Annotated in this window: 23 protein-coding genes; 4 read left to right on the top strand and 19 right to left on the bottom strand. The window is 45.5% G+C overall.

Annotation, left to right across the window (positions count from 1 at the left end; all coding sequences use genetic code 11):
- Positions 1-7 precede the first annotated feature (7 nt).
- Together IT393_10485 and IT393_10480 are read left to right on the top strand one after the other, a co-directional pair.
- Positions 8-808 carry a response regulator gene (locus IT393_10485; GenBank protein ID MCC7203070.1) on the top strand — a complete coding sequence of 267 codons (801 nt, stop codon included), beginning with the start codon at positions 8-10 and terminating at the stop codon, positions 806-808.
- The gene (locus IT393_10480; protein MCC7203069.1) at positions 772-3,234 is read left to right on the top strand and encodes a glycogen/starch/alpha-glucan phosphorylase; all 2,463 of its coding nucleotides are present in this window, start codon (positions 772-774) and stop codon (positions 3,232-3,234) included. Before IT393_10485 ends, IT393_10480 begins: the two co-directional genes overlap by 37 nt.
- On the opposite strand, the gene IT393_10475 is transcribed toward IT393_10480, so the two are convergent.
- The 13 genes from IT393_10475 to IT393_10415 all read right to left on the bottom strand — a co-directional run bounded on the left by IT393_10475 (position 3,188) and on the right by IT393_10415 (position 13,034).
- Complete coding sequence (locus tag IT393_10475; protein MCC7203068.1) at positions 3,188-4,144, bottom strand: PilZ domain-containing protein; 957 nt, start codon at positions 4,142-4,144, stop codon at positions 3,188-3,190. The genes IT393_10480 and IT393_10475 overlap by 47 nt on opposite strands.
- A 33-nt stretch (positions 4,145-4,177) precedes the next feature.
- On the bottom strand, positions 4,178-4,450 hold the full coding sequence (gene atpC / locus IT393_10470; protein ID MCC7203067.1) for an ATP synthase F1 subunit epsilon: 273 nt from the start codon (positions 4,448-4,450) through the stop codon (positions 4,178-4,180).
- A gap of 4 nt (positions 4,451-4,454) precedes the next feature.
- Positions 4,455-5,861, bottom strand: a complete 1,407-nt coding sequence (gene atpD / locus IT393_10465; protein MCC7203066.1) for a F0F1 ATP synthase subunit beta — start codon at positions 5,859-5,861, stop codon at positions 4,455-4,457.
- An 88-nt stretch (positions 5,862-5,949) separates the two neighbouring features.
- A complete protein-coding gene (atpG, locus tag IT393_10460; GenBank protein MCC7203065.1) occupies positions 5,950-6,801 on the bottom strand; it encodes an ATP synthase F1 subunit gamma in 852 nt (283 codons plus the stop codon).
- A 9-nt stretch (positions 6,802-6,810) separates the two neighbouring features.
- Complete coding sequence (locus IT393_10455) at positions 6,811-8,319, bottom strand: F0F1 ATP synthase subunit alpha (GenBank protein ID MCC7203064.1); 1,509 nt, start codon at positions 8,317-8,319, stop codon at positions 6,811-6,813.
- Positions 8,320-8,424: 105 nt separating this feature from the next.
- Positions 8,425-8,970: an ATP synthase F1 subunit delta gene (gene atpH / locus IT393_10450; protein MCC7203063.1), complete on the bottom strand. Its 546-nt coding sequence runs from the start codon at positions 8,968-8,970 to the stop codon at positions 8,425-8,427.
- Positions 8,967-9,452: a F0F1 ATP synthase subunit B gene (gene atpF, locus IT393_10445; protein ID MCC7203062.1), complete on the bottom strand. Its 486-nt coding sequence runs from the start codon at positions 9,450-9,452 to the stop codon at positions 8,967-8,969. Before atpF ends, atpH begins: the two co-directional genes overlap by 4 nt.
- A 24-nt stretch (positions 9,453-9,476) precedes the next feature.
- Positions 9,477-9,713, bottom strand: a complete 237-nt coding sequence (atpE, locus tag IT393_10440; GenBank protein MCC7203061.1) for an ATP synthase F0 subunit C — start codon at positions 9,711-9,713, stop codon at positions 9,477-9,479.
- Between the two features lie 27 nt (positions 9,714-9,740).
- Positions 9,741-10,529: a F0F1 ATP synthase subunit A gene (gene atpB, locus IT393_10435; GenBank protein MCC7203060.1), complete on the bottom strand. Its 789-nt coding sequence runs from the start codon at positions 10,527-10,529 to the stop codon at positions 9,741-9,743.
- A complete protein-coding gene (locus tag IT393_10430) occupies positions 10,513-10,911 on the bottom strand; it encodes a hypothetical protein (GenBank protein MCC7203059.1) in 399 nt (132 codons plus the stop codon). Before IT393_10430 ends, atpB begins: the two co-directional genes overlap by 17 nt.
- Before the next feature lies 1 nt (position 10,912).
- Entirely contained in the window at positions 10,913-11,149 is a 237-nt protein-coding gene (locus IT393_10425) for an AtpZ/AtpI family protein (protein ID MCC7203058.1), read from the bottom strand.
- A 91-nt stretch (positions 11,150-11,240) separates the two neighbouring features.
- A complete protein-coding gene (locus tag IT393_10420) occupies positions 11,241-12,467 on the bottom strand; it encodes an aminomethyltransferase family protein (GenBank protein MCC7203057.1) in 1,227 nt (408 codons plus the stop codon).
- A 78-nt stretch (positions 12,468-12,545) separates the two neighbouring features.
- Complete coding sequence (locus IT393_10415; GenBank protein MCC7203056.1) at positions 12,546-13,034, bottom strand: Hsp20/alpha crystallin family protein; 489 nt, start codon at positions 13,032-13,034, stop codon at positions 12,546-12,548.
- 102 nt (positions 13,035-13,136) lie between these two features.
- Between IT393_10415 and IT393_10410 the strand changes: the two genes are divergently transcribed.
- Both IT393_10410 and IT393_10405 read left to right on the top strand, forming a co-directional pair.
- A complete protein-coding gene (locus tag IT393_10410) occupies positions 13,137-14,324 on the top strand; it encodes a sigma-70 family RNA polymerase sigma factor (protein ID MCC7203055.1) in 1,188 nt (395 codons plus the stop codon).
- A gap of 54 nt (positions 14,325-14,378) precedes the next feature.
- Entirely contained in the window at positions 14,379-15,302 is a 924-nt protein-coding gene (locus IT393_10405) for a hypothetical protein (protein MCC7203054.1), read from the top strand.
- A 59-nt stretch (positions 15,303-15,361) separates the two neighbouring features.
- Here the strand turns inward: IT393_10405 and IT393_10400 are convergent, their stop codons facing one another.
- The 6 genes from IT393_10400 to IT393_10375 all read right to left on the bottom strand — a co-directional run bounded on the left by IT393_10400 (position 15,362) and on the right by IT393_10375 (position 19,716).
- Positions 15,362-16,090: an SDR family oxidoreductase gene (locus IT393_10400; protein MCC7203053.1), complete on the bottom strand. Its 729-nt coding sequence runs from the start codon at positions 16,088-16,090 to the stop codon at positions 15,362-15,364.
- Positions 16,087-16,845 (bottom strand): hypothetical protein, encoded by a 759-nt coding sequence (locus IT393_10395; GenBank protein ID MCC7203052.1) that lies wholly within the window; start codon positions 16,843-16,845, stop codon positions 16,087-16,089. The genes IT393_10400 and IT393_10395 overlap by 4 nt, the downstream gene beginning before the upstream one ends.
- On the bottom strand, positions 16,836-17,606 hold the full coding sequence (locus IT393_10390) for a hypothetical protein (GenBank protein MCC7203051.1): 771 nt from the start codon (positions 17,604-17,606) through the stop codon (positions 16,836-16,838). Before IT393_10390 ends, IT393_10395 begins: the two co-directional genes overlap by 10 nt.
- Before the next feature lie 96 nt (positions 17,607-17,702).
- A complete protein-coding gene (locus IT393_10385; GenBank protein ID MCC7203050.1) occupies positions 17,703-18,422 on the bottom strand; it encodes an ABC transporter permease in 720 nt (239 codons plus the stop codon).
- A gap of 68 nt (positions 18,423-18,490) precedes the next feature.
- Positions 18,491-19,234, bottom strand: a complete 744-nt coding sequence (locus IT393_10380) for an ABC transporter ATP-binding protein (protein MCC7203049.1) — start codon at positions 19,232-19,234, stop codon at positions 18,491-18,493.
- 158 nt (positions 19,235-19,392) lie between these two features.
- Positions 19,393-19,716, bottom strand: coding sequence for a hypothetical protein (locus IT393_10375; GenBank protein ID MCC7203048.1), 324 nt, complete (start codon positions 19,714-19,716; stop codon positions 19,393-19,395).
- Between the last annotated feature and the right edge of the window lie 228 nt (positions 19,717-19,944).

Genomic DNA, 19,944 nt, shown 5'->3' with positions numbered 1-19,944 from the left:
TGCGGACATGAGAATATTGATTGTAGATGATGATATGATTTCCTCAACGCTGATATCCAGGATTCTCCGGAAAGGAGGGTATCAGACTCTCGTTGCGCCTTCAGCAAAAAAGGCTCTTGAGTTTATGGAAGCAGGTGAGGCCGTCATGCTGATGATACTGGATGTAATGTTGCCTGATATGAATGGCCTGGACCTACTCGAACTTATTCACAAGAGGCCGGGCCTTAACTGCATACCTGTCATAATATGCTCCGGAGACAGATTACGGGAATCCGTAGTTCGTTCAGGCAAAATGGGAATAAGTGATTATTTGCTAAAACCAATAGACGGCGTTGTTTTGCTGGAGAAGATCGGAAATGCCCTGCGCTTTGCCGGTCCTCCACTCGCTGACAGGGACAGGATAATGGTGCGGTTAAAGATCGAATTGGATGCATATGAAGAGATGCTGGATACACTGATTCAGAATACTTCAGCGGTCATTCAGGAAGCTCCGGTGCTTATAAAAGACAAAAAGAATGACGACCTGCTATTCCTCCTGCAGAGACTGCAGGGTGGGGCCGGCAGCCTGGGGGCCGAGCATTTTTCCCGTGTCCTTGCCAAAATTTCGAATGACATGCAGAGGAGCGATTTTGCCGAGACCGGTGATATTTTGATTGCCTTACAGAGAGAATACAATATATTATGTGAGGTGGTTAAAGGTTCAATTTCATCTAACGTCCCGCATACAGTAGATAATTCAGATCAGCCGCAAAAGGAGCAATCTGTTCTGTCATCTCTGGAACGGGATGCCCTGGAGAAAAAGGTTTGAAAAAAAGAACGTATAGTGTTAAGGAATCAGTTCTGAGGCATCTCCACTATACCCTCGGAAAGGACGTATATTCAGCTACAAAGAGGGACTGGTTTTCAGCGGTGGTCTATACTGTAAGGGATTATCTGATGGAGAAATGGCTTGCGACTCACAGGTCATACCACTTTGAAGATGCCAAGAGGGTATATTATCTTTCAATGGAATTCCTGATTGGGAAGACACTGGCAAACAGTCTCTTAAATACAGGGATGGAGGATGAGTTAAGGAATGTTTTAAAGGAGCTTGGCCTTGATCTCAATGAGATATTTGATGTTGAGAATGAGGCCGGCCTTGGCAACGGCGGTCTTGGCAGACTGGCAGCATGTTTCCTTGATTCCATGGCAACCATGGGCATACCCGGATACGGCTACGGGATACGGTTCGAGTACGGAATGTTTCATCAAAAGATAAAGGATTTTCAACAGATAGAGCATCCGGACAACTGGCTCAGGTACGGTAATCCGTGGGAATTTCCCAGGCCTGAATTTCTTTATACGGTAAAATTTTATGGCAGTGTACGTGAGTTTGCTGCCGGTAATGGTAAAACCAGACAGGAATGGGTTGATTGCGATGAGGTAATGGCCATGGCTTATGACATCCCTGTGCCTGGCTTCGGCTGCAGGTCTGTTAATAATCTCAGGCTCTGGACTGCCAAATCAAGCAGGGATTTCGACCTTGAGTATTTTAATAATGGCAATTATATTAAGGCGGTTGAAAAGAAAAATAATGCAGAGAATATATCAAAGATACTCTATCCCGATGACACATCTCCTGAGGGTAAGGAACTAAGGCTAAGGCAGGAATACTTCCTTGTATCAGCAACGCTTCAGGACATTTTCAGGAGGTACAGGAATCACCACAGTTCATTTGATGAGTTTCCGGATAAGATTGCCATACAGTTAAATGATACACATCCGTCGCTTGCTGTTGCCGAACTCATGAGGATACTGATTGACATTGAAGGACTTGACTGGGACAAGGCATGGGATATTACAGGGAGAACTATAAATTACACGAATCATACTGTGCTTCCCGAGGCGCTTGAGACATGGCCGGTCACCTTCATGGAAAAAGTCCTTCCCCGGCATATGGATATAATCTATGGGATAAATCATAATTTTCTAAAGAATGTCTACCACCGCTATCCTGGTGATACGGATCGTTTAAAAAGGATGTCTGTAATAGACGAGGCCGGAGAGAAGAGGGTCAGGATGGCCAATCTTGCTATCATAGGGAGCAACAAGGTAAATGGTGTTGCAGGGATACATACTGAGATTCTAAAGAATGATATATTCCGTGATTTTCATGAATTCTATCCTGGCAAATTTACAAATAAGACCAATGGCATAAGCCAGCGGGTCTGGCTCAGGAAGATTAACAAAGAGCTTTCCGGACTCATAAGCTCCGGGATTGGTGACAAGTGGATTACAGACCTGTATGCGCTCAGGAAACTTGGATTATTCGTGAATGATGCCGGTTTCAGGGAGGAGTGGTGGCGAATCAAGCGGAACAATAAAGAAGCGCTGACATCTGTTATACACGGTATGACGGGAGTGAGCGTCAATCCTGCTTCAGTATTTGATGTCCATGTCAAGAGGATTCATGAATACAAGAGACAGTTATTAAATATCCTTCATGTCATAACCTTATATAACAGACTTAAGACATCGTATGCAGATGATTTTGTGCCCCGGACATTCATTTACAGCGGCAAGGCCGCCCCAGGCTATAAGACCGCAAAGGATATTATAGCGCTAATTAATTCAGTTGCAGATATCATTAATAATGATCCGTCCATAGATGACCGTATCAAAGTGGTCTTCCTGCCAAATTACAATGTTTCCCTTGCAGAGAGGATTATGCCTGCAGCCGATGTCTCTGAGCAGATATCCACAGCAGGGACGGAGGCTTCCGGCACAGGGTGCATGAAGCTGGCGCTCAATGGCGCGCTTACAATATGCACCCTTGATGGGGCAAATATAGAGATGAAGGAAGAGATTGGAGATGAAAATATATTCGTCTTTGGCCTTCAGGCCGGAGAGGTTGAAGAGTTAAGGCGAAACGGGTACAGCCCCCGTTCATATTATCAGTCAAACCAGGAGCTTGCCAGGATTATTGATATGATAGCCACTGGGTTTTTTACCCCATGGTGCGGCGACAGATTCCATGGGTTAGTACGGAATCTGCTTGAGGTTGATAAATATATGATCCTTGCCGACTATGCAGGCTACGTGAGTTGTCAGGAAAGGGTATCTTCTCTGTATATTGACCCGGATGAGTGGACAAGGAAGTCAATCATTAATGTGGCCGGGATGGGTAAATTCTCCAGCGACCGAACAATCAGGGAGTATGCTGAGGAGATATGGGATGTGAAGAGTTCGAAATAGGATGTTCCTGGCTGGACCAGATCTCAAAAAAATCATGCAGGGTATTATTATCCAGGTGTTTAACGAATTTAAGTCCATATTTGCAGTATTCATCAGCGGGTCTTATATTTTTAACAGTTGCAAACATTAAAAGTTCAAGACTGTTGAATTTATACATTATACCTTTAAGTGTCAGGGTCACAGATAAAAACAGCAAAGACCCGGGTTTTAAATCTTTATCAGCCACACTGATTGAACATCCTCCCGTGGATATGTTATCCATGTCAGCCTGCTGCATATCGTTCTTTAACTCATGTATCTCTTTATCGAGGAATGAAATATCCTCAGCTCCGGCTGTATTTGATCCATTTTTAAACCCAAATGTTTCATGAACAGCAACACACTTTTCCCCCCCTGTTCTGTAACCCGTTTTCCTGGCCATAAAATACCTGTTATCTGTAAGCCAGCAGGCATTGTTGTCTATTATTACGTAACCAGCATTTATATTTTCCGGCGCTGTATACCGCTTATCCATTCTCGGATCGAGGAATTTAAGGCTAAGTACTGTTGACATTGTCCTATTGTCTGTCCTCTGGATGGCATACTTATGCTGAATGGTCTGGATAATAAAGTTGTTATTGTCAGTCGGAAATTCCACGATTACAAGTTCTCCTATAAAGATCTTAAATCCCTGAGGTGCAATAACATGTATAAATTCGTTGTCAAAGTTGCTGATTGTGGTAGGCCATTTCTTCCGATTCAGGGTAATCAGGTTAACCTGCCTTATTCTGGCGTTGAATTCATGCAAGACATCTTTGTTTATCTTCTCCGGAGAGTCTATGAGCGTTGTATTACGGACAGGATTTTCAGTGGGTATGTTAAATGAAAGTGCCTCTGTTTTTATTACTGTTATTTCCCCGATAGTTGCCATAATTCCTGAATGGAAAAGGTCAGCAGAGTACGCTTATGCCGGTCCAGCCTGAGGTGTTGAATCTACAAGGATTGTGGCGGTATTATTAACCACTTCCATGAACCCTCCGCTGATCATCGTGATGTTTTTTATGCCATTTGGATCGGTTACCTCAAGTTTACCTGTTGTAAGGCTTGTAATTATAGGTGCATGATCGGCAAGGATTCCGAGGTATCCCACATCTCCAGGGGCTATGATGGAGGACACCTCGCCATCGTAGATGATTTTCTCAGGGGTAACGATCGTTAATTTGAAATTCTTTGCCATTAGGTTATACTCCGGCCTTTAGTTTTTCCGCCTTCTCGAAGACCTCTTCAATTGCGCCGACCATGTAGAAGGCCTGTTCCGGGATATTGTCCAGCTGGCCGTCAATTATCATCTTAAAGCCTTTTATAGTGTCAGCCAGCTTGACATATTTGCCAGGAGTGCCGGTAAATGCCTCGGCAACAAAGAATGGCTGGGACAGGTATTTCTGCATCTTCCTTGCACGGTTAACCGTAAGTTTATCTTCTTCAGAGAGTTCGTCCATGCCGAGGATCGCTATAATATCCTGCAGGTCTTTGTATCTCTGAAGGATCTTCTGGATTGACCTTGCAATATTGTAATGTTCATCACCTAAAATCCTCGGGTCCATGATACGGGATGTTGAGTCAAGGGGATCAACGGCAGGGTATATGCCGAGCTCTGCAATCTGCCTTGACAAGACCGTTGTCGCGTCAAGATGTGTAAATGTGGTTGCAGGCGCCGGGTCCGTGATATCGTCAGCAGGGACGTAGATTGCCTGTACAGATGTAATGGAACCCTTCTTTGTTGATGTAATCCTCTCCTGCAGTTCACCCATCTCAGTTCCAAGGCTTGGCTGGTATCCGACAGCTGACGGCATCCTGCCGAGGAGCGCTGATACCTCAGAACCTGCCTGAACGAATCTGAATATATTGTCAATGAACAGGAGCACGTCCTGATTCATCTCATCCCTGAAGTATTCTGCTATTGTGAGTGCGCCCAGCGCTATCCTTAGTCTGGCTCCAGGCGGCTCATTCATCTGGCCGAATACAAGAGATGTCTTGCTGATAACGCCTGATTCACTCATCTCAAGGTAGAGGTCATTTCCTTCCCTTGTCCTCTCACCCACACCGGCAAACACTGAGTATCCACCATGCTCAGTTGCAATATTCCTGATTAGCTCCATGATAATAACCGTCTTGCCGACACCTGCTCCGCCGAAGAGGCCGATTTTTCCTCCCTTTGCATAAGGGGCGAGGAGGTCAATTACCTTGATGCCTGTTTCAAGCACTGATGCAACCGGCACCTGCTCTTCAAATGCAGGGCTTGGCCTGTGTATGGGCCAGCGTTTCTCAGGATGAGCTACCGGCCCTTTTTCGTCTATCGTTTCGCCAAGGAGATTAAATATCCTTCCGAGGGTCTGCTCGTCAACAGGTACGGATATCGGCGCCCCTGTGTCCAGAACCTTCATGCCCCTTACAAGTCCGTCTGTTGACGACATGGCGATGCATCTTACAATGTCATTTCCGACGTGCTGGGCAACCTCAACCGTCAGGTTGATACCCTTTTCCTTATCCTCGATTTTTAATGCGTTAAGAATCGGTGGAAGGCCCTCCTGTGCGAATCGCACATCCACTGTCGGTCCTATTACCTGTACTATTGTGCCGTAATTCATGTTTTTCTGGCCTCCTTGCTAATTACTCATAAGCCATTGCTTATGCTTCATTATTACTACTCATTGCTCATTGTTATCCACTCATTGCTTATTTCAGAGCTTCTGCGCTTGTTACTATCTCTGTTATCTCTTTAGTGATCGCCGCCTGACGCGCCTTGTTACGCATCAACGTCAGCTTGTCAATCATCTCATTGGCATTATCAGTGGCAAGTTTCATTGCCATCATCCTTGAAGCGTTTTCAGATGTAAATGACTGCGCCAGTGATATATAAATCTTGGTGGTAACATATTTGGGCAGCAGCTTTTCAAATATCCCGTTGACATCAGGCTCAAATATATACTGAACTGACTTGTTGCTGTCTTTAATGCCGGGGTTTTCAATCTTAAGAAATTTATCAATAGTCGCTTTGTATGACATTAATGAACGGAAAGAGGTATATAGCAGATGAATTTCATCAACTGTGCCTGAGAGATAATAACCGATTAGCTGATTGGTAATATCTTCAACCCTCTTAAAATCCAGTTTGCCGCTGATGTTTGTAACCTTGTCAAGTATTTCCCAATTCCTCTTCCTGAAGTAGTCATAACCTTTTTTACCGATAAGGAAAAGCTTGACATTCTTGTCCTGACTTCGAAGGAAGGACTCTGCCTTCATGATTATATTTGCGTTGTATGAGCCGCAGAGGCCCCTGTCTCCTGTAATGATTACCAGAGCAATATTCTTTACATCCCTGGTTTCAAAGAAGGGATGGCTGAACTGACCTGTTGACGACAGCCTCAGAAGAAGCTCTTCAAGCTTGTTTGCATACGGTTTTGCCTGCTGAAGCCGCGCTTCAGCCCTCTTGACCCTTGATGCTGCAACCATCTGCATGGTGCGGGTTATCTGCTTGGTCTTCTGGGCAGCTACTATCTTTCTTCTTATTTGTCGTATAGTGAGCATAATCGTATATTACTTCTTCCACCGTGCCTTCAACTTCTCCACTGCGGAATCTATCTTCTTGCAAATATCATCTGACAGTACCTTCGTCTTTTCAATCTCATGGGCTACGTCAGGATATTCCTTTTCCATAAATGAATGAAATTCTGCTTCAAATGCACGTACGTCCTGTGCCGGGATGTCATCGAGGAAACCTTTGGTCCCTACATAAATGATCATAACCTGTTTTGAAAGGGGTAGTGGGACATACTGATCCTGCTTGAGTATTTCAACCATCCTCTCACCCCTGGTCAACTGGTCCTGGGTTGCCTTGTCGAGGTCAGAGCTGAACTGGGCGAATGCTGCAAGCGCCCTGTATTGTGCAAGATTAAGTCTCAGGCTTCCTGCGACCTTCTTCATGGCCTTTGTCTGGGCATTACCACCAACCCTTGAGACAGAGAGACCTACGTTAATAGCAGGTTTGACGCCTGCATAGAAGAGGTCTGGTTCAAGGTATATCTGGCCGTCAGTAATGGAGATAACATTAGTCGGTATATATGCAGACACGTCGCCTGCCTGTGTTTCAATGACCGGAAGGGCTGTCAGTGATCCCCCGCCCAAGTCGTCCCTCAGTTTTGCCGCCCTTTCGAGGAGTCTTGAGTGCAGATAAAATACGTCTCCGGGATAAGCCTCTCTTCCAGGAGGGCGTCTTAGAAGGAGCGACAACTGGCGGTATGCCTGGGCATGCTTTGAGAGATCATCGTACATGACAACCACGTGCCTGCCTGTATACATGAACTCCTCGCCGATGGCGCAGCCTGTATAAGGGGCTATATACTGCAGGGACGCCGCATTGTCTGCAGTTGCAGAAACAACTATGGTATAATCCATAGCGCCGTGTTTGGAGAGGGTTTCAACCACCCCTGCCACATTTGATGCCTTCTGTCCTACAGCTACATAGATGCAGATTACCCCTGTACCTTTCTGATTGATTATGGTGTCAAGAAGAACAGCGGTCTTACCTGTCTGTCTGTCGCCGATGATAAGCTCTCTCTGTCCCCTGCCAATTGGTATCATGCCATCTATAGCCTTGAGCCCTGTCTGGACAGGTTCTTTAACAGGCTGCCTCTGTACGACATTAGGCGCCTTTCCTTCAATCGAGCGGAATTTTGAGGTAACAATGGGGCCCTTGTCATCTATTGGTTTGCCGAGGGCATCAACAACACGGCCTATCATTGCATCTCCAACAGGCACACGGGCTATGTTCCCTGTTCTCTTAACAGTATCGCCCTCTTTAATCATCTCGTCTTCGCCGAACAGGATTGCACCAACGTTGTCTTCTTCAAGGTTGAAGAGCATACCCATTACACCGCCCGGGAATTCCACGAGTTCCCCGGCCATTGCATCCTCAAGCCCGTAAATCCTTGCGATGCCGTCACCAACCTGGAGTACTGTCCCGACGCTCTCCATATGGAGCTCCGTCTGAAATTTTTCCAGCTCCATCTGAATTATTGAACTTACTTCTTCAGGTCTTAATGCCATATCTATTTCTCCTTTATACAGTAAACAGTAAGCACGTAACAGGACTGATTATCCTGCCACCTGCCTGCCGTTCCACTCTGTCATTCTGAACTTCATCCAGAATGACTAAACCTTCAGTGAGGCCAGCGAATAACTAATATCCGTAAGTTTCCGCCGTATGCTGCCGTCTATAATGAGATTCGGTGTCCTGATAATTACCCCCCCAAGTATCCTGGGGTCCACAATGAAACACATCTTGACGGATTTGTTCATTGCACGTTCAATTGCAGTGCGCAGCTTTCCTGCAGCAACATCATCTATAGGATATGCAGTAATGACATCTGTCTTCTGCACAGATTTCTCTATATCATACAATCTCTCATACTCATCTATAATCTCTCTGAGGAATTTCAGACGGTACTTTTTTACAAGCAACATGAGAAATGTCATGGCTGTATCAGAGAGAGACTCACCAAAGGCCTTCTTAATGAAGGCCATCTTGTCTTCCTGTGTAATGTGAGGACTTTCGAGGAAGATTTTTAAAGGGGCATTCTGAGAAAGCATCTGTTTTACAAATACCAGATTGTCGAAGACCTGCTCAATTGCTCCCCTTTTTTTTGCAATATTGAGGAGTGCGCTGGCATATCTCTCGGAGATGATCCCTTTTTTCACCTTAACTGACCTGCCTCATCTATGAACTCTGTTACGAGCCTCTTTTGACGTTCTTCCGTCATTTCCTCTTTGATAACCTTTTCAGCAGCCTTTATTGCCAGCGTAGCGACCTGATTTCTGAGCTCCACACGGGCCTTTGCAATCTCCAGATCTATATTTTCCTTTGCCTTGTTAAGGATGTCCTTGGACTCTTCCCTTGCCTTTTCCTGAAGTTCCATAGATATCCTCTGGCCTTCGGATATTGCCTCCTGAATCTTCTGTCTGGCCTGCGCGTCAATCTCTGAGAGTCTCGCCTTATAATCCTGTTCAAGCCTCGAGAGTTCTGACTTTGTACGCTCGATGGTGCTGAACTCAGATGATATCTTCTCCCTCCTTTCATCGAGGAGGGAGAGCAGAGGCTTCCAGGCTATCTTCTTCAGGATGAACAGGAGTACGAGAAAACCGATTGCCTGAGTCAGTATCTGTTGTATTTCAAGATTCAATGTGTCTCCCCTTTATAATCTTATCTATCCGCCGATTTTACCCTGGAAGATAAAGACTGTCAGAAGTGCATAGATGGTCAATGCCTCAATAAATGCCGCACCGATAACCATTGCCGTCTGGATCTTGCCGGCTGCCTCAGGCTGTCTTCCCATTGCCTCCATTGCAGATCCTACAGCCTTTCCGAGACCAAGACCTGAACCGATTGCTGCAAGTCCCACTCCTATTGGGAGTGCAAAACCTAAAGATGTTTGAAAGTCCATTGTTTACTCCTCCTTTCTAATGATGGTTTAATGATGTTCCTCATGCGGCAACATCAATGCGATATAAACTGTACTCAAAAGCGTAAAGACCAGTGCCTGAATTGTTCCTGTTATTATTGCAAGGAGCATGAAAGGAATCTGAAGCGGTATCCCAATCGGGCTGCCCATAAAACTCAATGCCATAATGCCCATTGTAACAAATGCGCCTATCAGGACATCTTCACCGAAGACATTTCCAAAAAGACGGAGAGATAAGCTCATAGGTTTGATGAATTCCTCAATTACATGAAGGGGGAACATCAGTGGAACAAAGATCCATCCCATGACATCCCGCGGCTGCCCCAGCAGATGAAAGATATATCCGCCGATGCCAAGCCTTCTCAAACCGGTATATTGCACATAGATGAATACGATGACTGCAAGGCCTATAGTCGTGTTAAGGCTTGAGGATGGGGACTTAAAAAACGGGACAAGGCCGCTCAGATTCATGACCAGGATATAGATAAAAAGTGTTCCGATGAATGGGGCATAATGTCTTCCGTGATGGCCGATGACTCCTGTAGCAAGGTTATCGAGACTTTCAAGCGCAAATTCCACAAAATTCTGCAGTTTCCCCGGCACCATAGCCCTCTGTCTTGACGCCATTCTGGCGACTATAAGCAGTCCGATAATAATCAGCCCGGAGAAAAAGGGATTTTCCCAGTGATGCAGAAAAGATATTACAGACGAATCATGAAACCAACTATTAAGCAGTGTTATTATATTGGCGACTTCAGGCGCTTCGCCGCCGTGTGCCGCGCTATGTGTTGCTTCCATAACTCTTCTTCCCCTGATAAGAAACGTTCAGGTAATAGATGCCTATTGCCTTTAAGAAAAAAATTGCCAGTATAAGTGAAAACCCGGCCATGATACCATATACAGATGGATTAGTATATCTTAAGATCAGATAACCGATCGTGTAGAGTACAGGAAATTTAATTACACCGGCCACAGCACCAAGCTTTCTGTTCGAGGGGTGAGGAGTAATTAGATTAGTTATTACCTGTGACAGCAGATATACATTAACTATGTTCCATGCCGCTCCTGCAGTAAACCCCCATCCGGTTTGAACACCCAGGTAGAGGAATGTAAAAGGGGCAAGTATTACAGTAACAACAACTGATGCCCTGATTGATCTCTTTATAAAGTCCCTGTCCATATTATTTTTTGTTACTGCTTGCCTTGTTTATAAACTCTATGGTCTGTCTTATGCTGGCAACAAATCCGATGACTATGAAGATGAACATAAACCACGGGGCTGTACCAAACTTTCTGTCTATATAATCTCCTATAAAGAAACCTATGGCCGGTCCTGCGACAAGGAGTACAGGGATAGCGGTAAACAACCCTACCTGGTGAACAAAACGGTACCTGTCATTATCGCCGTCCTTCACCATACGGTAACTCCCTCACTTGAAATAACCCAAATTTTTAACATCTTATAGAAGCTTTGTCAATCGTTTTTTTGAAACTACAATATGGACGGGATTATCCCGAAAGAAATGGCAATCTTGAAACCCCGGCTGTCAGTTTTTCAGAGCCACATGTTATGCTGACCTCTAAACCAGGTTCATTGTATCCTGTCTTTATATATCCGAGGGCGATTATCTTTTTTAGCGAAGGGGAAATACAGGCGCTGGTGATGAATCCAATGTCCTGTTCCGTATTATCAATAAACCTGAATATCCTGTCGCCTTTACGGGGGATAATGCTGATATCGGGGACAGAATTTATTTCTGTCCCCGATGTGATTGATAATCCTGTGAGTATCCTGTTCACATGCCCCTTGAATTTTATGCGGGCTATCGTTTCCTGGCCTACATAACAACCCTTTGTGTAACTGATGGCATGATCGAGATTGGCTTCGATCGGGATGGTGTTCTCGTCCATGTCAATCATGTAAACAGGGGTGCCTGCTTCTATCCTCAATGTTTCAAATGCATCCAGGCCGAATGTGGTTATTGTCTCACAAAATCCCCCCTCTCCCCCCTTTACCAAAGGGGGGGAACTGATTTCCCCCTTTGAAAAAGGGGGATTAAGGGGGATTTTTGAGGCAATGCCAGCCGACAGGATTGTTTCCCAGATAGTGCACAGATCGTCCCACGGTGTATAAATGTCGTATCCTTCTTCTCCTGTATATGCAGTCCTTACTGCCCTGCAGTTTATGCCATTAATTGTTATGTTAACGTGCGAACAATCCGGCATATCATTGATTTCAGTCCCGCTTGCGGCGGATATGATTTTTCGTGAATTGGGACCATTAACAGTTATAAGTCCGTATCTCAGTGTGACATCTTCGACTTTAACATCCTCCCTGAAGAGATAACGGTTCAATGTTTGCAATATCTTGTCTGTCTCACCAGATTCGGTATCTATAAGGAATGATTCCCCATCACTATAGATGCGCATGTAAGCAAGCATATGCCCCTTTGTGTTAAGGAGTGTACTGTGTCCGCCTGAACCAGGGGTTAACTTGCTGATATCCTGAGAGAGGATATTCTGGAGGAACTTCGTCCTGTCTTCGCCGGATATCAGGATCTTCCCCCTGTGCGTCATGTCCATAATACCGGCATTGCTTCTGACAGCAAGGTGCTCTGCCGCAGGGTTACCGTAATTTGAAGGAATTTCCCAGCCATGAAACTCGGCAAACGCAGCGCCGAATGAATTATGCGTTTCGTAGAGAGGAGAACGATACAATGGATAGTCCCTCTTCAAATCCCCCCTATCCCCCCTTTACTAAAGGGGGGGAACTGATTTCCCCCTTTGAAAAAGGGGGACTAAGGGGGATTTTCATTAGTCAACCTTAATCTTAACTTCCTTCTTCTTCGCTGCCTCTGACTTTGGCAGACGTATCTCAAGGACACCATTCCTGAGGTTTGCTGAGACCTTGTCCCCCTGTACTTCTACAGGCAGTTCTATTGTCCTTGTAAAGCTGCCGAAGTAACGCTCACTGTATGTATAATCCTTGTCCTCGACCTTTTCCTCTTTCTTTTTCTCACCTTTAAGACTGAGTATATTTCCTTCGAGCGATATTTCAATCTCATTCTTATCCATTCCGACTATTTCCGCCTTGACTATAATGTCATTTCCTTCCTCATAGACATCAAGTTTTGGAGCCGAAGCCCACTCTTCAGCCCTTTTTAATGCCTGCCAGCGACGCATAAATGGCATACTACGGAAACCCCATCCGCGGCCAAAGGAGTCCTCGACCATATGTTCCATCTCCTTTGCCATGCGGGCAAGTTCAGACGGTCCCCTCCAGGATACTGGTTTCTTGTTCATAGTGATAAACCTCCTTTCTTGTGTAAAACTCACTCTAACTTATTGTAATTTCTCCTGCAACCTTATAATATCACTATTCTGGTATAATAATAAACCAGTAATATGAAATCATCAGATTCTGTAAAGACATATTTAAATGAAATACGTTCCGTTCCCCTGCTGACAAAGGAAGAGGAGATTTCGCTTGCCAAATATCTGGAGGAATGCCGTTCAGCCATAGTCCATAAGTTGCTGGATGCAGGAATGCTTGGAGACGAGATCAGGGAGCTGAGACGTGTTCTCGCGGAGGCAGAAATGGACAAAGCAGGGACAACTGAGGGAAGTGCAGAAGTCCTGCCTGATGATGATGTCGATAGCCAGGATGTATTAAATATTCTTGATGATATTATAGAACTTGGTAAAAGCGACGTGGACAGGGAGTTGCTTGCATCCCGTGTGCTTGAAGCAGACATGCTTACAGGGATAATTGAAAAGACAGTCGAAAAGATTAGAATTGACTCTGAGACAGGCAAGGGTGATTCGAGCGGTATATTATCTTCTATTGAAGAGATTGAGAACAGGATGCAGGAGGCAAAAGACAGTTTTATCAGGGCAAATCTCAGGCTTTCTGCTGATATTGCAAGGAAATATTCAAGAAATGATACACAACTAATGGACCTGATCCAGGAGGGTAATATAGGCCTGATGCGTGCAGTTGATAAATTTGATTACAGAAAGGGTTACAGATTTTCAACTTATGCTGTCTGGTGGATACGGCAATATATAATGAGGTCAGCCCTTTTGTCTGTCACGTCGTTAAATGTCCCTGCTCACATATTGTTAAAGATCAGGAAGGTGATTCGTACATCTTTCAGATTTATTCAGGAAACCGGAAGGGAACCAACCATAGAAGAACTGTCAGAAAGGTTGAATATACCTGTAGAAAAGACTAAAGGCTTAATGGATATGATGCACAAAGAGGTATCACTGGAAGCGCCGGCCGGGGAGGATGGGGATGCCTCTCTGTCTGATTTTGTTGCGGATGATGAACAGCCATCACCTGCTGATGACATTATAGGTGATGAACTGATGAAGGAGCTGAATGAGGCCCTCTCGATCCTGAGTCCCAGAGAAGAGAAAGTGATCCGGATGAAGTTTGGAATAGGTGAATCAAAACGCTATAGCATGGAAGAGATTGGAAAACAGTTGGGTATAAGCCGCGAGAGGGTTAGTCAGATTGAGGTCAAGGCCATGAGAAAGCTGCGGCATCCCAGGGCATTTAAGGGGCTTAAAATATTCCTTGATAAATAATCCTTTTATTTAACAGTTGACCATTTGCCCTGTCTTTAAGTAAAATAGCGGCATATGTGGAACATCAGGAAATCCTTACAGACAGCACGTTCGCATCCTGCAACTGTATCATATAACGGGAAGATATATGTCTTTGGCGGCGGAGGTCCAAACTTCCTCAGCCTTGATACTGTAGAGATATATAACCCGGATAGTAATACATGGTCATGGGGCAGGACGATGCCCACACAACGCTCAGGTGCTGTAGCGGCGTTGATTGGTGATAAAGTTTATGTGATTGGAGGCGGGTATAAGAAGCCGGATGGCAAGTTCAGGTTTCTCACAACTGTCGAGATATATGACTTCAGGAAAGACACATGGGAGGCAGGGCCTGACATGCTAATGCCTCATGACTATCCTGGAGTGGCAGTATCTGGAAATGATATTTACATAATGGGCGGCCATCACCCTGATGCAACAGAAGGGGGGCCTTCGAAAGACCCGGGTTTTACATTCTGTGAGAGACTGAACGTTGTTGAAGGGCGCTGGGTCGAGATTGCACCGCTGCCTGTCCCGAGATTTGCCCTGAAAGGGGCCGTGGTTGACGGCAGGATACTCGCAACCGGAGGCGTTTCCTTTACAGGAAAGGGTCTGACAGAATATGATTTGATAGACATTTACGACCCTGTCAGCAACAAGTGGGCTAAAGAAGAGGGTTTATTACTCCCGTGGCCTGCTGCTGCTCATGGAATATGCATGCACAAAGGACGCATTCACATCTTCGGCGGTTACAGCACAGACGGCATACATACAAGGGCTGCGTATTATGACCAGGATAATAAAGTCTGGAAGAGACCTCAGGATATTGATAAACCACGTGCTGCAATGGGTGTTGAATCAGTGTCTGATTTTATTTACCTGATAGGCGGGTGGGAGGCCGATGGCAGGACTGTAATGGACACGGTTGCATCGCTTCACCTTACTGGCATTCCCCTTTAGCATTAGATCTCATTGCATGATTCTCCTCATTGCTCATTTCTTTCAACTCATTGCTTCTTCTACCCTTCCTCTTTCCGTGTGATAACAATCTCCCGGACTGCGGCATGTGCGGAGAGGTTTAACAGGAACAATACCGCCTCTGCAATATCATCCGGTCTGATCATCTCATCAAGCGGGACAGGTGCGTCCGTGACCATTGGTGTTGCTACAAATCCTGGACATATAGCCGTAACCTTGATATTGGATGGTGCACCTTCCTCCCTCAAACTGTCTGAAAGGGCCATGAGGCCGAACTTGCTGGCGCTGTAGGCGGCTGTGCCTGCAAAACCGGATTTACCACAAACCGAGGAGATGTTAATGATATAGCCATTCTGCTGTTTCTTCATGAATGGAAGGACGGCCTGGGAACAATAAAGTGGACCCTTGAGATTAACGTCGAGCTGGCAGTCAAGGTGTTCATCAGTGATATTTTCTATGTCAGACCAGCGGGCTACTCCCGCGTTGTTGACAAGGACATCAATCCTGCCAAACTGACTTATGACTTTCTTAACCCAGCGGTCAACCTCAGACCTTTTGGAGACATCTGCTGCCATTACAAGGAGATTGTCAGGATGCGTCTTTAATTCTTCTTCTGCCTTTCTCAGTTTTCCTTCATCCCTGCCGCAGATGGCTGCTCGCATGCCTTCCCCGAGCAGCGCCCTGGTGATTGCAAAACCGATCCCGCTCCCTCCGCCTGTAATTAGTGCGACCTTATTTTGGTGTTTACTGTTCAGCCCCCCCCTTATCAAAACTCACGCCTTTTCTTCTCCTTAGGCTTCACGACAGGTTCTTTTGTGGACGGTGTGCCGAACTCCCGTCTCCCGGGTTCATAAGGCCGGGAATAATAGTAATGGCGGTGAGGCGAGTAGGGATACAAGTAGTAAAAATAGATATCATATGGATAGTAATTATAAGGATAATAATATGGAAACCAGTAACGCCTCGGGTAGACCGGGGCATAATAATATACAGTTGTTTCTAATGTCAGGCCTTCATATTTTATCATATCTTCAACCTGAAGATAGCGGACCGCCCTGAAACCTTCATGGTCATCATAAATCAGACGGCCAGGCCTGTCTGATTCCATGGTTGACATCGGAATCTCAAAGACAGCATATCCGGCTGCAATCTCATGAGTACCAGCCTCTGTAGCCTGAAGAGGTTCAGGTGTCGAGGCTGTAAGCCTGCTCAACGGGATCACCTCTCCCTTCTCTGTGATCAGGGAAAGATTGGAAGGGTCTATGCGGATATCTGCGGCAGAGTTGTTGCGAAGCCAGATGTAGTAAACCTCAGGTACCTGCTCCCCCTTCTCATCAGCCTGTAACACATCCCAGTATGCGATGGAGTATGCCATGCTTATCCTTCCATCTTCAGGAAAAGCTGCCCTGTGTTCCGAAATCCTGTCATTACCCCCACTATACCCGCCGTAGCGTTCATAGCCGCCCGTAGTTGCGCATCCGCTGAGGAATGCCAGTAAAACAAATGAAATAATAGTTAATACCATAGCTTGACACCTATTCTGAGGGATGCCTGGTCTATCAGTGTAGCCTCAATGTTGACGGCAAAGTTTTCCCTCTTGTCAAGATAGATGTTTGTTCCCATGATCATGCCAAGATTTCGGTCTTCCTTTAGGGAAAGCCTTCCAACACTGGGATGTTTTATATTATCCTCTGAATCAAGCCAGGAAAATCGTGCACCGATAAAGGGTTCCCAATTCGGGGACCTCCAAATGCCTATCCCGTCAAGGGTATACTCCCTCCACATTATGGTTTCCTTGACAAATTCATCCTGAGAATTAATGACAGTCCAGACGTGATCAGTTGTCTCAAAGTTCAATACATCACCCCTTGCAAGGACCTTAAGCCGGTTTGGCCCCTGGTTTTCGTACAGTGTCAGAGATATACCGCCGCCATAGGCAAATCCATAGTCACCCCTGTAGTCATTGAACTGGTCTATAAAAAGATTTGCCATCCCGGCATGTATGTAGAACTCAACCGGGTGCCATGGCCTTGTGGCGAGTCTCGCCATAAGCCTGGTGGATTCAGCATCTCCCTCAAAATTGATTCCCTGCGGTGTTTCTTCGACTACTGTCCGTGATGCCAACTCGGTATAGAGGCTGACCTCCAGGAAACCCTTGATATCCCGTGAAGGGACAGGACGAATGTTCAGACTCTCAGCACAAACAGGTAATATATCAAGAATGAATAAAAGAAAGCCAAAGCAAATAATAGATATTATCGTATTCCATCTGAATGCATACTTCATGATATTAGTTTACATTACTACCATGTAATTAAGCAAGTTAATGATGCAACGGAGGGCATTTGAGCGGTCCGGGGTCTGAGGTTTCGGCTGGATCTGCTACTCTCCTATGTGCAACAACAACCCCCTGACCTTTACGCTATGGAACATGGCATAGAAAAAGAGGATGGAGCCGATGAGGTAGACGGCGTCGAGGCCTGCGGCCCATATCAGTTCATTTAAAGGGAACTCTCCCTGCCTGATGACTGCCCGCATCCCCTCAAAGATATGGGCGGCTGGGACAAATCTGGCAATGGTCTGGAGGAACTTCGGGAGGACTGAGACAGGATAGAAGACAGCGGAAATGGGCTGGAATAGAAAGGCGATTCCCCAGGCCAGAACCTCTGCCTTCTGACCGTATCTCAGGATAAACGAGATAGTCAGGATGCCGACTGACCACCCCATCACGGTAAGGCACAGTATAAAGGGCAGCAGTGATATCCCGATGGTAAAGAGATTGAATGAATAGATAAGCCAGGCAAGGGTGATGGTAACTGCAGAGGCTGAAAGGAGTTTCAGAATGCTGATGACCATAGTCGCAATTATGAATTCACCGGGACGCAGCGGGGATACAAAGAGGTTCATCAGGTTCCTTGACCACATCTCTTCGAGAAATGATATGGATATCCCCTGCTGGGAACGAAAGAGCATGTCCCACAGTATAAGTGCGCCTATGAAGAATGTGACAAAACCCGGTAGTCCTCCTTTATACTGTTCCAGATAAACAGAGATAAATCCCCATACCAGCAGGTCAAGCAGGGGCCAGTAGAAGGTCTCCATGAGACGCGCAATACTCCTTTTATACAGATACAGATGCCGGAGGACCACTGAGTATATACGGTAAAAACTCACCCTCCCTCCCTGGCAATCTTCAGGAACAATGCCTCGAGGTGTTCCTCCTCGTAGCGCTTCAGTATCGTTTTCGGCGTCCCCTCTGCAATAATCTTCCCTCGGTGGAGGAAAATAATACGGTCGCACATCTCCTCCATCTCTTTCATGTTATGGGAGGTGTAGAAAATGCACAGGCCGGTACTGTCCCGTCTCATTTTCAGGATACTCCTGGTCCTGTCTGCAATATCGGGATCAAGGCTGGAAGTAGGTTCATCAAGAAACAGCACCTCAGGGTCATTTAGCAAAGCCTTTGCCAGCGAAAGTCTGGTCAACTGGCCGGATGATAATGTCTCTGCAAGTTTGTTTTTAAGAGCGGATAAATCGAACAAATGCATTATCTCATCAATCTTCTTCCGGCAATTTCTTACGCCGTAAAGAGTGGCAAATACCCTCAGATTCTCATATATGCTAAGGGCAGACGGCATTGATGTGTAAGTTGAGGAAAAATTTATTCTGCCCAATATGGACTGCCTGTTCTTCCGGAGATCAAGGCCTAAGATCTTCACGCTTCCCTCTGTAGGTGTCAGCGTTCCCAGAAGCATCTGAAGGGTAGTAGTCTTGCCTGCACCATTAGGACCAAGGAGTCCGACAATCTCGCCTGGATACAGGGAAAAAGATATATGGTCAACTGCTGTGAATCCGTCAAAAACCTTTGTGAGGTTCACGGCTTCAACAATGGGGGCTGTGGGATGATTCTTCAAGAAACTTCTTTACCTCATCAATGACCTTGTAGCAAAGATTGTAAAGTGGATAAAGTGGACACCTAATTTGGAGTAAAATATAAAGAACGAGTTGTCAAAATATATCTCGAATTCCATATCTTTTTATTAAGATTGTTCTTCATTATTCTGATTTCCGATCACCATCCAACACTCTCTGCCATTTTCCCACAAGTGCTGTGGTGCCATAGTTCGATAAGCTGACGATCAATAGACCCATCCCTATTTTGCTCTGCAATTGATTGCCCTTTCTTCTTGAAACGATCAACATCATTTTTTGTACCACCATAAACAAGTAAGATGGCTCTCTTATATCCTGCTTTCTGACGAAACGCAGTAAGGGTCTGTAAATCCTTAGCAATACCTGGCTTCCTCGCGTTTATAGGTTTAACCTCCAATACGAGTTCATTGTAATCCATCTGTCCTGGAACATGGACTATAAAATCAGGCTTTATCCTATCCAAATTGTTCTCGCGAATCCAAGGATGACCAGACTTGTCCACTTCTCCACCCAAAGAATAACGCGTACCGTCAGGCCAAAGTGACCGAATGTGATGATAGAGTTCGTAGCAATATACTCTCTCTCTCTGTAGATTGGATCTTCTTTGCCAGCGACAGGTAATTGGAAGTACTCTCCTGGAATGGACTTTGTGGCTTCTGAAAGTATTGAAGTAAGTTCTTGCATTAAGTTT

The organism is Nitrospirota bacterium (assembly GCA_020851375.1).
In the GTDB taxonomy this organism is placed as follows: Bacteria; Nitrospirota; 9FT-COMBO-42-15; order HDB-SIOI813; family HDB-SIOI813; genus RBG-16-43-11.
This window is presented reverse-complemented; position numbering and strand designations above follow the sequence as displayed.